General features: G+C 54.5%; 10 protein-coding genes and 1 pseudogene. 2 read left to right on the top strand and 9 right to left on the bottom strand.

The annotated features are described in order from the left end of the window. From rplC to adhE, 3 genes are all read right to left on the bottom strand, one after another. Positions 1 to 651 (bottom strand): 50S ribosomal protein L3, encoded by a 651-nt coding sequence (rplC, locus tag BMAGN_RS05050; RefSeq protein WP_022860083.1) that lies wholly within the window; start codon positions 649 to 651, stop codon positions 1 to 3. 17 nt (positions 652 to 668) lie between these two features. Further along, on the bottom strand, positions 669 to 977 hold the full coding sequence (gene rpsJ, locus BMAGN_RS05045) for a 30S ribosomal protein S10 (RefSeq protein WP_006295278.1): 309 nt from the start codon (positions 975 to 977) through the stop codon (positions 669 to 671). A gap of 447 nt (positions 978 to 1424) precedes the next feature. Beyond that, a complete protein-coding gene (gene adhE / locus BMAGN_RS05040) occupies positions 1425 to 4187 on the bottom strand; it encodes a bifunctional acetaldehyde-CoA/alcohol dehydrogenase (RefSeq protein WP_022860082.1) in 2763 nt (920 codons plus the stop codon). Positions 4188 to 4560: 373 nt separating this feature from the next. Here adhE and BMAGN_RS05035 point away from each other — a divergent pair, with 373 nt between their 5' ends. Next, positions 4561 to 5685, top strand: a complete 1125-nt coding sequence (locus BMAGN_RS05035; RefSeq protein WP_022860080.1) for an ROK family transcriptional regulator — start codon at positions 4561 to 4563, stop codon at positions 5683 to 5685. A 50-nt stretch (positions 5686 to 5735) separates the two neighbouring features. Beyond that, positions 5736 to 8315 (top strand): glycogen debranching protein GlgX, encoded by a 2580-nt coding sequence (gene glgX / locus BMAGN_RS05030; protein WP_026502080.1) that lies wholly within the window; start codon positions 5736 to 5738, stop codon positions 8313 to 8315. Positions 8316 to 8397: 82 nt separating this feature from the next. Here the strand turns inward: glgX and rpsI are convergent. The 6 genes and pseudogenes from rpsI to rfbA form a co-directional block, all read right to left on the bottom strand. Then, a pseudogene (rpsI, locus tag BMAGN_RS05025) lies at positions 8398 to 8881 on the bottom strand (30S ribosomal protein S9). 23 nt (positions 8882 to 8904) lie between these two features. Continuing rightward, the gene (gene rplM, locus BMAGN_RS05020; RefSeq protein WP_022860078.1) at positions 8905 to 9354 is read right to left on the bottom strand and encodes a 50S ribosomal protein L13; all 450 of its coding nucleotides are present in this window, start codon (positions 9352 to 9354) and stop codon (positions 8905 to 8907) included. A gap of 288 nt (positions 9355 to 9642) precedes the next feature. Beyond that, positions 9643 to 11124, bottom strand: coding sequence for a DUF4012 domain-containing protein (locus tag BMAGN_RS05015; protein ID WP_051126650.1), 1482 nt, complete (start codon positions 11122 to 11124; stop codon positions 9643 to 9645). 43 nt (positions 11125 to 11167) lie between these two features. Then, on the bottom strand, positions 11168 to 11482 hold the full coding sequence (locus BMAGN_RS08535) for a hypothetical protein (RefSeq protein WP_238548762.1): 315 nt from the start codon (positions 11480 to 11482) through the stop codon (positions 11168 to 11170). A 150-nt stretch (positions 11483 to 11632) separates the two neighbouring features. Then, entirely contained in the window at positions 11633 to 13114 is a 1482-nt protein-coding gene (locus tag BMAGN_RS05005) for a tyrosine-protein kinase domain-containing protein (protein WP_238548761.1), read from the bottom strand. Between the two features lie 155 nt (positions 13115 to 13269). Next, complete coding sequence (gene rfbA / locus BMAGN_RS05000) at positions 13270 to 14160, bottom strand: glucose-1-phosphate thymidylyltransferase RfbA (protein WP_022860073.1); 891 nt, start codon at positions 14158 to 14160, stop codon at positions 13270 to 13272. Positions 14161 to 14163: the final 3 nt, after the last annotated feature.

Below are 14163 nucleotides of genomic sequence, written 5' to 3'. Positions count from 1 at the left end.
TCAGGCTCCCTTCACTGCCGAACGGACGAGAACGATGCCGCCCTTAGGTCCTGGAATAGCACCCTTGACAGCGAGAATACCGTTCTCCACATCCGAGGAAACGATGGTGAGGTTCAGCACAGTGTTCGTGACGTGACCCATGCGGCCGGCCATACGCTTACCCTTGAGAATGCGGCTCGGCGTGGCGCATGCGCCAACAGAACCGGGGCGACGCTCGTTCTTGTGAGAGCCGTGCGTACGACGGTAAGACTTGAAGCCCCAGCGCTTGATGGTGCCGGCGAAGCCCTTACCACGGGTGGTGCCGGTCACGTCGACCTGTGCGCCTTCCGGGAAGAGTTCAGCGGTCAGTTCCTGGCCCGGCTCGTACTCGGCGGCGTTCTCGGTGCGCACCTCAGCGAGGTGGCGGCGAGGGGTGACGCCGGCCTTGGCGAAGTGGCCAGCCATCGGCTTGGAAACCTTCGTCGGGTCGATCTGGCCGTAGCCGAGCTGGACAGCCTTGTAGCCGTCGGACTCTTCGGACTTGACAGCCGTGACCACGTTCGTGGAAACGTCAATCAGCGTAACTGGAACGAAGAAACCGTTCTCGTCCCAAACCTGCGACATACCGAGCTTCTTACCCAGCAGTGCGGTGCGGTTCATCTGTTCTACCATTGCGGTTCCCTCCTCCCTTACAGCTTGATCTCGATGTTGACATCTGCGGGCAGATCAATATGCATGAGGGAATCCACAGCCTTAGGGGTTGGGTCCACGATATCGATGAGACGCTTGTGAGTACGCATCTCGAAATGCTCGCGAGAATCCTTGTACTTATGAGGAGAGCGGATTACAACATACACGTTCTTCTCGGTCGGGAGCGGAACCGGGCCAACCACAGTTGCACCCGCGTTCGTCACCGTTTCGACGATCTTCTTCGCCGATTGGTCGATGACCTCATGGTCATAGGACTTAAGCCTGATGCGGATTTTCTGTCCCGCCATTGCCTTCCGCCCTTTCTAGCGATTCGTTTACTATTAACTAACCTGATTCAGGGCACCGGCAGACTACTCCAAGGCATAACTACCCCGAGTTGTTCCACATCAGTGCGTAACCATGCAAAACCCGCTTATGCGGGTTTTCGTGTTACGCTCGCTTTTTTGATTCCAATTTGCGAGCCTTAAAACAGGCAACTGTTTTATTAAACCATCAAGGGTCGCCTTGCAATAGGTTCGGGCGTGTCGCACCTATATATATAAGAAACCCCTTGATTTTACTTGAAAATCAAGGGGTTTCCATTTGAGGCAGGAGCCGCAGCGGCATGCTCACGAATTACAACCACGCCGCCGAATGCGGACTGCCCTTCGAAGGAAGTCCTCAGGCCCTTGCATGGCTATAAACGCCGCAACAAATCCATACCGATGTATGACGTGCGAACGATCGCCATGGGATCAGATGCGCTGGGAGGCTTCCTCGACCGCGTCGATGCCTTCACGCTCGACGCGAAGCTTGTGGCCTTCCTCCTGAGAGACACCATAGTACGCCGCGATTGCAATGTCCTTCATGTCCTCAATCTGCGGAATTCGCGGGTTTGCTGGTGCGCACTGGTCCTCGTAGGCACGCATGCCGATCTGGTCGAGGATGCTCCAGAAGTAATCCTCATCCACGCCGCAGTCCTTGAAGCTCTTGTTCATGCCGAGCTTGTTGTCGCGGTAGTCCTCGACTGCGGACGCCAAGTTCTCCACGGCTTCTTCCGGAGTCTTGCCCTCAGGGACGCCCAGCTCGTGGGCGATCTGCTGGTAGCGTTCCGGCGCGATGTACTTGTTGTACTTCGGCCAGCTCGTGGGCTCCTGCGGAATCTGTCCGTTGTAGCGGATCACGTACGGCAGCAGGATCGAGTTCGTGCGGCCGTGGGCGATGTGGCACAGGGCGCCGATGGTGTGGGCCATGGCGTGGCACATGCCCAGGAAGGCGGAGCCGAAGGCCATGCCGGCCATGGTCGCCGCGTTGTGCATGCGCTCCTGGGCGAACTTCTTGGCCACGCCCGGTTCCGCGTTCACGGACTCGGCGAGGTTGTCCCAGATGAGCTTGGCCGCGTGCAGGGCCATGCCGTCGGTGAAGTCGTTCGCGTACACGGACACGTACGCCTCGAAGGCGTGCGTCAGCGCGTCGAAGCCGGCGTCGGAAGCGAGGCGGCGCGGCTGCGTGCGGGCGAGCACCGGATCCACAATGGCCACGGACGGCGTGAGCGCGTAATCCGTGATCGGGTACTTGTAGCCCGTCTTGTGGTCGGTGATCACGGCGTACGGCGTCACTTCGGAGCCCGTGCCCGAGGAGGTCGGGATGCACACGAGCTTGGCCTTCTGGCCCAGCGGCGGGATCTTGAACGCGCGCTTGCGGATGTCGAAGAACTTCTCACGCACGTCGGAGAAGGAAATTTCCGGGTGTTCGTACAGCAGCCACATGACCTTGGAGGCGTCCATCGGGGAACCGCCGCCCACGGCGATGATGGTGTCCGGCTGGAACTCTTCGCGCATCATGGCGGCGCCGCGTTCCACGGTCTCCACGCTCGGCTCCGGCTCGACATAGTCGACGATACGGAACGTGACGCGGTTGGAGCGTGCGCGCAGCTGGTCGATGATCTTGTCCACAATGCCGAGCTGCTCCATGACCTTGTCGCACACGATCACGGCGCGTTCAATGCCGTACATGTCGCGCAGGTACTTGATGGCGTTCGGCTCGAAGTAGGTCTTGGACGGGATCTTGAACCACTGCATGTTGTTGTTCCTTCGAGCAATGCGCTTGATGTTCAGCAGGTTCACAGCCTGCACGTTGCCGGAGACGGAGTTGCCGCCGTAGGAGCCGCAGCCCAGCGTCAGCGACGGGGCGATGGCGTTGTAGATATCGCCAATGCCGCCCAGGGAGCTCGGCTGGTTCCAGATGATACGGCAGGCGTGCATGCGCAGGCCGTACTCGCGCACGAGGTTGTCATTGTTCGTGTGGATGGCCGCAGTGTGGCCCTCGCCGTACTTGAGCATGGCTTCGCACATCTCAAAGCCCTGCTCCTTGTCCGAAGACTTGAGCATGGCGTGCACGGGAGCGAGCTTTTCGTGCGTCAACGGTTCCATGTCGCCGACTTCCTTGCATTCGGCGATCAGGATGGTGGCGTCTTCCGGAATGTCGAAGCCGGACTGGTGCGCGATCCACTGCGGGGACTTGCCCGGAACCGTGGAGTTGAGCTTCGGCGTGCCGCCCGAGTACGAGGTGCAGCCGAACATGAACTGCTCGAGCTTGGCCTTCTCGTCGTCGTTCACGAAGTAGGCCTTGCGGCGCTTGAGTTCCTTCTTCAGCGGCTCATACACATTCTTGTCGGCGATAATGGCCTGCTCCGTGGCGCAGATCATGCCGTAATCGAAGTGCTTGGAAAGAATAAGGTCATTGGCCACGCGGCGGATGTCCACGTTGGCGTCAATGTAGGCCGGGGCGTTGCCTGCGCCCACGCCGAGGGCCGGCTTGCCGGAGGAGTATGCGGACTTGACCATGCCCGGACCGCCCGTGGCGAGGATGGTGGCCACGTCGGGGTGCTGCATCAAAGCCGTGGTGGCTTCGATGGACGGGTGCTCGATCCACTGGATGCAGTTTTCGGGAGCGCCTGCGGCGATTGCGGCGTCACGAACGATGCGGGCCGCTTCCACGGAGCTCTTCTGGGCGCCAGGATGGAAGCCGAACACGATCGGGCAGCGCGTCTTGAGCGCCAGCAGGGACTTGAAGATGGCGGTGGAAGTCGGGTTCGTCACCGGGGTGACACCGGCGACCACGCCCACAGGCTCGGCCACCTGGTCGATGCCCATGACGTCGTCTTCGCTAATGATGCCGACCGTGCGCTGGTTGGCCATGTAATTGGTAACGTGCTCGCAAGCGAAGATGTTCTTCGTGGCCTTGTCTTCCACGAGACCACGGCCGGTTTCTTCCACGGCCATCTTGGCCAGCACGAGATGCTTGTTGAGGGCTGCGATCGAAGCCTTCGCCACAATGCGATCTACCTTGGCTTGATCATATGCTTCGGAATCGAATTCCTTAAGGGCCTGTACTGCCTTCTTGACGAGAGCGTCGACTTCGGCCTGAGCGGCGGCCTGCTTCTCCTCAGCGGTAGGCTTGACGACTTTCTCAGCCTCGGACTGAGCAGCAACGCCACCCTTCTTTGCTTCTGCCATGAATCCTCCTCGACTTGCCTGAAGCAAGATGTTTTCGCTCTGTAGCGACTCTTCAATGCCGCGCCACCATTGGGTGCAACATCGCTATCCAATGTAGCCAATTTGCAACACGATTTCAGAGATTGGTCGTGTCGCCGGCGAGTGTTTACTTTTGTTTATTTGACGTGTGTTTTTGTCTTAAATGAGACCTTCATCACGTTCATTTTGATCAATTTGAGAACTTTTGTGCTCTTTCTGACCTCAATGCACATCAAATATATGACAGATACAATGATACTTCCATAAAGATACCTATAAAAAGCACAATTTCTTTGCAAACTTTTATAAAATAGTTTTTATAAAGATTGTGACCGCCTGTATATAAGGATTCATCATGGACCTGTTCCGTATCGCGACGCCGGCCGCGGCCTCACTCAAACACCACCACCGTACGGCCATCGCTAGCCTGCTCTACCGCAACGGGCCAGCCACCAAACAGCAGATCGCCGAGCAATTGCACCTGAGCTTGCCTACGGTAATCGACAATCTCGGCGCGCTTGAAGAACGCGGCATAGTCGTACCGGGTGAAACCCAGCCGTCCACCGGAGGACGCAAGCCGCGCACCTACGCGTACAACGCGGACTCGCACATTGCTGTGGGAGTCGAGCTGGCGGAAACGGAAGTCGTATGCAGCGCCGTCAATTTGTATGGCACAGTGGTCGCTCAGCACCGCCATAGCGTCACGCAACGCAACGATGCATCCTATGTGACGCGCGTCGGCCATGTCATCAACGATTTCGTACGATCCCAAGTGTCACGACAGCAAACGATTCTCGGCATCTCACTATGCGGTCCTGAAGACATGGTCGAGATGTTCCGGGCCCACGCCGGACTCAAAAAATTGCTCGAGCCCCATACGCTGGAAATCACGAATCCCTGCGAGGCGACGGCCATGACGGAACTATGGAGCAATCCGGACATGCCCGACACGCTGATCCTCCATATCGCCGATACCATCACGAGCACGTTGATTGTGGGCGGCGCACCGCTCCCCTCCTCCCCCGATTATCCGCAAATCGGCCACATGACACTGGTTTCCGACCATGGCAAAGCGTGCGAATGCGGACGGACGGGCTGCTTCAACACCTACTGTTCCATTCAAGGCCTGCCTGAAGAGGGCGAAAGCCTCCCGGGATTTTTCAGCGTGCTTGAGCAGGGCGAAATCCACCATCGCGACCGCATGATGGCATGGCTCGGCCATGTGGCGCAAGCCGTTGCGAATGTGCAAAGCGTACTGTTCGTGAACGTGGTCATTAGCGGACCCGTGGCGCAATATTTGGACGAGCATGACATGCAAGTGCTGCAGCGCGCCATCCTTGCGCACCATCCGCAGACGAGCGACATGCTGGCAAGCCGGCAAGTGCGTACGGCCCATCATATGGAGCACGCCCAGGCGTTGGGGGCAGCGCTGGGGCTCGTCGCCCGCTATTTGCAAGATCCGTATAAGGTTTGTGAGTAAGTGTCCAAAACCCTTGGTGCGCACGTGAATGCTCCGTACAATGGGGGGGCATGAAATCGCCAAATTTATATCGATACGCCACCCGACCCGGGGTGTACTTTACCGATGACGGCGGTGCAGACATAGTTGTACGTTCTGAGACCGCCGACCGGATGTGGTTGAGCGTGCTGGAACCTATCGACCGGCCCAGCCGTTTCTATAACGAAACGGTACGCTATGTGCTCGGTAACGACACGGATTTTTTCGCAGACTCGCACCAGCACCAGATCTATACGCGCAAGCTGCCTTCCTCGCCGCTGCGCGAGACGCTGTTCCTTATGGAGGGGCCGCGCTATGGGCTCTGGTATGTGCATATTTCCCATGCCTGGGACGGCATGCGTTACGGATTCCGCGCCGAAGGCAAGTGGGATCCCGAGCATAGCCTGAGGTTCAATCCCAACAAACTGTTGCTCGATCCGTTCGCAAAAGGTATTGACGGCGCCATGACGCTGCATCCGGCAGCGTTCTCCTACGAATGCGAGCTTGTGGACGGCAAGATTGTGGGCGACCCCAATGGTGCGCCCAGCAAACTCGATTCGCTCGGATATGTGCCGTTGTCCGTGGCCATAGACGACCGGGACATAACCAAGCACGACAACGAGCCGAACCATCCGCATATTCCGTGGAGCAAAACGGTTATTTACGAGTTGCATGTGAAGGGCTTCACGGCGAACGCGCCATGGCTTCCCGAGGAGTTGCGCGGCACCTATGCGGGGCTTGCGCACCCCAATACGCTCAGTTACCTGCAACATTTGGGCGTCACGTCCATCGAGCTGCTGCCGATTATGGCCAAGCAGCCCGAACTGTTTTTGCAGGAGCGCGGTTCCACGAACTACTGGGGCTATTCCACGCTCAACTTCTTCTCCCCCGAGCCTTCCTATGCCACACGCAGGGCGCAGGAGGAGGGGCCCACGGCAGTGCGGCAAGAAGTGATCGACATGGTGCGCGCATTGCACGAAGCCGGCTTCGAAGTGATTATGGACGTGGTCTTCAACCATACGTGCGAAGGCGGCAACAACGGACCGACCGTATGCTGGCGCGGGCTCGACAACGTGTCATATTACCGCCAGCAGCAACACAATGTGGGCGAGTTGGAAGACACCACGGGTTGCGGCAATACGCTGGACTTCACGAACACCCATAATGTGACGTTCGCCGTGGACGCGCTGCGATACTGGTCCAAACGCATCGGCATCGACGGGTTCCGCTTCGACCTCGCCGTCTCCCTGGCGCGCCTAAACGGCCAGTTCACGCCCTACCATCCGTTCCTGTACGCGCTGCGGTCCGATTTGCTGCTCGGCAACTTGAAACTCATTATGGAACCGTGGGATGTGGGCGCCCAGGGCTGGCGCACGGGACAGTTCCAGTCGCCATTTGGCGAATGGAACGACCGGTTCCGCGATACGAGCCGCATGTTCTGGATTACTGACAACAGCCATGTGGTCAATTCGCCGTACGCCAACGTGGGCATGCAGGAGTTGGCGACGCGTATGTGCGGTTCCGCGGACCTGTTCGCCACCGATCCGGGCCGAGGCGCCATGTCGTCGATCAATTTCATTACGGCGCATGACGGCTTCACGCTGGCCGATCTGACGATGTATGCGCACAAGCACAACGAAGCCAACGGTGAGCACAACAACGATGGCGCCAATGTGAACCATAGCGCCAATTTTGGCGTGGAAGGGCCTACCGAGGACCGTGAGGTGAACCGCAGGCGCGAACGCGCCGCACAGAACATGATGGGCATGCTGCTGCTTTCGTTGGGCACGCCCATGATTCTGGCGGGAGACGAGTTCGGCAATTCCCAAGGCGGCAACAACAACGCCTATTGCCAAGACAATGACATTACGTGGCTTGACTGGGACTGGATCAATTCCGGGGACAACAGCCCCCAGCAGCAGCGCATTGAATCCGTATACCGTCTTATCGCGATCCGCAAGGCGCTCAATATTTTCGACCACGAGGACTTCTTTACGAAGCTCACACAGCTGGGCGTGCTCAAGCCGTCCAACCGCGTCCAGTGGGCGCTTCCCGACGGCAGCGCGCCCAAGGACCAGGACTGGTTCAATTCGTCGATCCGCAGTTTCTCCATGATCCTGCGCTCCCAGCACGCGTCGACCGCCGCGATTGTGGTCAACGGCAGCGATGAAATGCAACAGTTCCGTCTGCCTAGCGAGCGCCCGTGGCACCTGTTATGGTCATCGGCCTGCAGTACTGGGGAAGAGCCCGCCAAAGGTACCGATATTCGGTACATGACGCCGATCAGCAACCCCATCTTCTGGTCGGAAATGTTCAGTACGAGTGAGGGCGACGGCACAAATGCGCCCGCTCCCACCCCGGCGGAACATTGGGAACCGTCGGAAGCGCTGGAACGCGTGTTTGAGGACGCCCACCCCCATTTGATCAAGCACAATGTGGCACGAAGCGCCACAGCTTCCGTCCCCATCTCCATCCGCGACACCATTGATCAGCAGACGTTGGCCATTCTCCCCTCTTCCAACAGCAGTATTCAAAAAACCGCGGAAGAGACATCGGCCAGAAACATATGGACGGTTCCCGCGCAGTCCATCAGCATTCTGATCGAAGAATAGGCCGTGCACAAGAGCCAGGCAAAGAAAGTATAGAAAAAGCCCCTCCGGACGAATCCGAAGGGGGCTTTCGCAAAACCGAATATCAACGCTTCGAGAACTGCGGTGCACGGCGAGCCTTGTGCAGACCGGCCTTCTTGCGCTCCACGACGCGAGCGTCGCGGGGTCAGGAAGCCAGCCTTCTTCAGGGCTGCGCGGTTGGCGTCGCGGTCGACAGCGTTCAGAGCGCGGGCCACGCCCAGGCGGATTGCGCCAGCCTGGCCGGTGGTGCCGCCACCGTCAACGAGGACGATTGCGTCGAACTTGCCTTCGAGCTTCAGGAGCACGATCGGCGAGTTCACTTCACGCTGCAGCAGCTTCGCCGGGAAGTACTCTTCCAGCGTGCGGCCGTTGATCGTCCACTTGCCGGTACCCGGGACCAGACGCACACGGGCCACAGCTTCCTTACGACGGCCGGTGCCGTAGCAAGGAGCGATGGTGGAGGTGCCAGCGCCAGCATTGGTTTCAGAAGTGTATGCTGCGGTCTCTTCAGTTGCGAGAACCTGGGACTCGTTGGTGTTTTCAGCCATGATGTCTAACTCTCCTTCGGTTCTCACTTAGCCTGCTGCGAGATCTGCTTGATCTCGAAGACCTGCGGGTTCTGGCTAACATGCGGATGCTCTTCGCCGGCGTATACGCGCAGACGGCCCATCTGAACCTTGGACAGCTTGTTCTTCGGCAGCATGCCCTTGATAGCAGAGATCACGATGCGCTCAGGCTTGTTGGCCAGCAGCTCAGCGTAGGAGTCGCGACGCAGACCGCCCGGACGGCCGGAGTGCGAGTAGAGTTCCTTGCCCATCTTGTTGCCGGACAGAGCGATCTTATCGGCGTTGATGATGATGACATGGTTGCCGGAGTCAGCGTGAGGAGCGAAAGACGGCTTGTTCTTGCCGCGCAGCAGGATTGCAGCCTGAGCAGCAAGACGACCGAGCACTACGTCCTTGGCATCGATGATGTACCAGTCGTGAGTCAAATCAGCTGGTTTCGGTGTGAAAGTTTTCACGATCTACCTTTTCTATATATTGTGTTCCGGACCGCTACAGTGCGCACTCCTTTGAACCTACGCAATGTAAACGCATGCTCAAATTTGAGGTACCACAACGATCTCATTACCGTGGGCTCCCTGAAAGTCCTATTGGCGAGTGGGAAAGCGCTTTGAAGGACCCCGTAGGGAAACACAACAATCTCTTAGTGTATCGCGAGCCTTGACATTCGAGAAGCGCGACACACGCGAAATTTGAGGGACGTTTAGAAGGTGCTGAGGGGGCTCAGGACTCCCCCTCACTCATAACTACTTGCAGCTCCCCTTTTCGTAGGTCACGTTGCTGCCCGGTTCATTGAGCGGCGTTTGGTCCACACCCAGTTCCGCGGTGGCGTCTGGCGCTACGGTAACGGTGTAGGAGAACGTGAGCGTTTGCCCTGGCAACAGTTTGGCCAGCGCACCGTACGGTTTCTCACCATTCATTGGTACCTGAGCAATGTTCTCTGCACTGCCACTGCCGGACGCATTGAAGTCCGAAATACTGCCGCCCTTTGGCGCAAAGAACAGCATTTTTTCGTACATCCAGCCCGGCTGAGTCTTAATGGAGCCCGTAATGCACCACGGCAGTTGAGCAATCTCTGCATCTGTTGCCGTATTAGTCATGTGGTACTGCACTCGGTACTTCCGTGAGCCGTTTCCGTTGCAGGTCTCCGGAGTAATGGTCACGTTACGCTTCAAATACCAGCCCATTTTAGATGGGCTCTGCTCATTCATATACACACCGATTTCCGGTTGCGTACTGCTGTCTGGAGTGGTGGCCGTGAATCCGGCGTTCTGAATATCTTTCTCAACATTCTCATTAAATGAGTACATGGTGAAGTGACGTTCCTGAGCCATCTGTCCCAGCGATTTGCCCACTTTCATGAGCTTATTCACATTCATATCTGAGAACATATGACTAATGGCCTGCGTTGCGGCCTTCTCAAAGACCATGTCCGTCATGGAGCCATCATTGGGGTACTCAATATAGACCGTATTTAATAAATATTCTGCTGTATTTTTTCCGGTCAGTACCGCGCCGTTGGAGAGATGAACGTCTCCCGTGAGACCAATAAGATTTTGAACAAACGCAGGGTCGGCCATAATCACACCACTAAGCGGAGTGTTCGCGCCCCATGGAGTCTTTTGCCACACAGCTTGCATGGCCTTGGCTGTGTCCGCAGTATTCGGGAACACGGCAATGTCTCGAATATCAAAAGACATATTGAGAGGGCCCTTGTCACGGAAATAATGCTGCTCATCTTGTGTGTGAGGAGCGGCGTCATGCGTGATTCGCAGATAGTCACCATTGGAATGGAAGTTGCCCACGTCAATCTTGCCGTTGTTTATGGTGAGTTCGCCCACGGAGCCAATGAGGCCGCCCGAGGAACGCAGTTCAGATGGAGTCTGCGCAATAATAGCGTAGGTTTGGTTGCCATTAAGCATCTGCGGAAGCATATTGAACGTGGCAGCGAGCTGATTAATGGTGGTGCCTAAGGTATCAAGTTGCTTTTTGCCTGAATCATAGGCCTGAGAAATCATGGAGATATGTGCGCCAGGCAGGTTGTTATATGTAGTGACTTGCTGTTGCAAGCTCGTGTTAGCAGCGGTCATGGCCTGCTGTGTATCCAAGATTGGCTGCAAGTTCAGCGCGCCATCTGCGCCTTGGAGGTTCGCGGAGCTGAGCGAGTCCACTACGTTCACGAACTGCGGGACTGAGGTGTTAGCAAGGCCGTTGACCACGCTCGTCATGCCCTGCACGGTGGTAATGTCTTTGCCAATCCATGGCAGCTTGCTAAAGAAGTTCCAGATTGGGCCATGTGCAATGGTGTTGGCCTGCTGTGTTTCTTGCTGAACGGCTGGCAGTGCATTGGTAATGGTTGAGATTTGCGAAATGTCTGTTGTGGAGCCTGCAACGGCGCTCAGTGAAGAGAGCGCTTTTTTCTTCGTGAGCTTTCACCTGTTTGGCTTGAGAATAGAGCTGGGCACCAAGAATACCAAGCACAATGGCGAGCACGGCAATAATGCCAATGATTATGCCAATGACTTTGGGCCATACGGAATATTGTTTGGGTGCGCGGTGCGCGTGGCGACTGCTGTGTTGTGGCATGAGCAAGTCCTTAGAGTATTACGTATGAGGGGATAGATGTGAGAGGTATGAATGAGTGAGGAGTGACGAGCAGACGAGCACGTTAACGCATTAGTGCGTTACATGAGAAAACGGGCCGCTTGAGTGTAAGCGACCCGTATTCATGCACGTTTAGTGCTTATCTTTACTGTGTGAGGAGTGGCGTTCCTTGGATTGTGAATCGCTGGAACTTGTGTAGTAGTAATAGCTGCTGCCAGCCAGCTTCTTGTCTAGCTTTGCGCCGTTGAACACAAAGCCCGTAACGTCTACGTGCAGGTTGGCAAGTTCTGCTGCGGTTTCCGAAAGCTGCTTCTTGAGCGTTACACCGCGGCGAGAGACCATAACGAGGCCGCCACCCTGCTTAGCGAACAGAGCGCCATCGTTAGCTACCACGAGTGGAGCCGTATCAATAATCACGTAATCGTACTGATGCAGTGCATTATTAATAAGCTCAGACATTACTGGAGAGTTCAGAAGCTGTGCAGCGTTCGGTGGCTTAGGACCAGCAGGCATAATATGCAGGTTTGCCTTCCAGAAGCGCTGAACTACGTCCTTAACAGAAGCCTGACCGGAAAGTACGTGAGCAAGACCGGCCGAGCCATCAATGTCCAGCTTCTTAGCAACCGATGGGTTACGCAAATCGGCATCAATAAGCAATACAGCAGAACCGGTTTCAGCAAGGGCCGTGGCAACATTCACAGCCGTAGTGGTCTTGCCTTCATTAGCACCAACAGCGGAGACAACAACCAAGCGAGAATTGGTTCCAGAGATTGGAGCAATGAACGAGAGGTTTGTGCAGATACGGCGATAGTCTTCAGCAACCGAGCTGCCTGGTTCACTGATAATGACGGAGGTGTTAGAGTTCACTGCTTCGTCTTCAGGTATACGGCCAAGGGTCGGAGCATTGATATATGTAGTGAGCTCGGAATCATCTTGAATCTTGCGAGACAGTACATCTTTAAGAAGTGCAGCAATGATACCTACAATAAGACCACCAACAATACCAATAAGAAGGACTAATGGAGTCTTTGGAGCACTAGGAGATTCCGGGACCATTGCCTTTTGAACCACCGTAATCTTAACAGGTGATTGCTTATTATCCATATACAGCGAAGACTGCACCACATTCTGGAAAGAGTCTGTCACCGCATTGGCAATTTTGGCTGCTTCATGCGGATCTTCGGAAGAAGCAGAAATATTAATAAATGCTGTATTAGTTGGATTTACCGCAGTAATAGTTTTAGCTAGTGTAGCTATCGACTCATCAAGATGCATCTGGTCAATAACTGGCTGAAGTACCACATCTGTTGTAATCAACGTAGGATACGATTTCACCTGAGTACTAATGTATGAGGCGGCACTACCTAATGAAGAATAATTCTCGTTTACATTTGAGGTATCACTATATGTAGTAAAAGCTTGAGCAGTTGCAGTATATTCCGGAGTCTTAACTAGAAGATAAACACAAGACAATCCAAATACCACAATAAAACCAATTACCACTGTAATTAGATGCTTTAAAACTATATGGAATAAATCAATAAAGGTTAGATCATTATGATGATTGTCTCGACCTACCATATATGATTTCTCCTCATTTGGCGCTTGTGCCACAACGACTCCTCACAACATCAACCACAATCTGTTCTTCATATATAGAACTATGCATTAGTCTACATTGGATTGCCAACTATTTAAGAAAAATAAATATTATGCAGAATAATATATTTACATAATTATTTTTAATAAGGCGATATGAAGACTCTCGATTATTTTAGTTCTAGATTAAAAAATTTCTTCTCAAGCACATTTAATAAGTGCTTTCCATAAGCACTCTTACCATAACGTTCTGCAGTCTCAGCAAGCTGTTCTTTACTAATCCATCCATTATCGTAGGCAATCTCTTCAATAACAGAGATTGGTAAGCCTTGCGCCTTTTCTACAGTACGCACGAATTCCCCAGCCTCATATAGTGAATCCATTGTACCCGTATCAAGCCATGCATAACCGCGGCCCAATGTCTGAACATTCAATGAACCATCTTCAAGATACATGCGGTTTAGATCTGTAATCTCTAACTCCCCACGAGGAGATGGCTTAATTTGCTTAGCAAAGTCACACACACGATTGTCATAGAAATACAGACCGGTTACTGCATAATTTGATGCAGGATGTTCCGGTTTTTCTACAATATCAATAGCTTTTTTATTCTCATCAAATTCAACTACGCCATAACGTTCAGGATCATCAACATAATAGCCGAATACGGTAGCACCATGATGCACAGAAGCAGCCTTGCGTAATAATTGTCCTAGCCCATTGCCATAGAAAATATTGTCACCAAGGACTAGAGCACACGGATCTCCATCGATAAACTCTTCGCCTAAGATAAAAGCCTGAGCTAAACCATCTGGACTTGGCTGTACCTTGTAGGAAAGATTAATACCATAATGCGAGCCATCACCAAGCAATTTTTCGAAGTTCGGAAGATCTGTTGGCGTAGAGATAATAAGGATATCGCGTATTCCTGCCATCATGAGTACGCTCAATGGGTAGAAGATCATAGGCTTATCGTATACAGGTAACAGCTGCTTAGACGTCACAGTCGTTAACGGATACAAGCGAGTTCCTGAACCGCCCGCTAAAATAATCCCCTTCATACG

Origin of the sequence: Bifidobacterium magnum (genome assembly GCF_000741255.1) — a bacterium.
GTDB classification, from domain to species: Bacteria; Actinomycetota; Actinomycetes; order Actinomycetales; family Bifidobacteriaceae; genus Bifidobacterium; species Bifidobacterium magnum.
The sequence above is the reverse complement of the archived record's forward strand: the minus strand, read 5'-3'. Positions and strand labels throughout refer to the sequence as shown.

Coding starts and splice junctions, on each gene's coding strand:
- rplC (WP_022860083.1), bottom strand. CDS start 651: ATGGTAGAACAGATGAACCGCACCGCACTGCTGGGTAAGAAGCTCGGT.
- rpsJ (WP_006295278.1), bottom strand. CDS start 977: ATGGCGGGACAGAAAATCCGCATCAGGCTTAAGTCCTATGACCATGAG.
- adhE (WP_022860082.1), bottom strand. CDS start 4,187: ATGGCAGAAGCAAAGAAGGGTGGCGTTGCTGCTCAGTCCGAGGCTGAG.
- BMAGN_RS05035 (WP_022860080.1), top strand. CDS start 4,561: ATGGACCTGTTCCGTATCGCGACGCCGGCCGCGGCCTCACTCAAACAC.
- glgX (WP_026502080.1), top strand. CDS start 5,736: ATGAAATCGCCAAATTTATATCGATACGCCACCCGACCCGGGGTGTAC.
- BMAGN_RS05015 (WP_051126650.1), bottom strand. CDS start 11,124: ATGACGAGCGTGGTCAACGGCCTTGCTAACACCTCAGTCCCGCAGTTC.
- BMAGN_RS08535 (WP_238548762.1), bottom strand. CDS start 11,482: ATGCCACAACACAGCAGTCGCCACGCGCACCGCGCACCCAAACAATAT.
- rfbA (WP_022860073.1), bottom strand. CDS start 14,160: ATGAAGGGGATTATTTTAGCGGGCGGTTCAGGAACTCGCTTGTATCCG.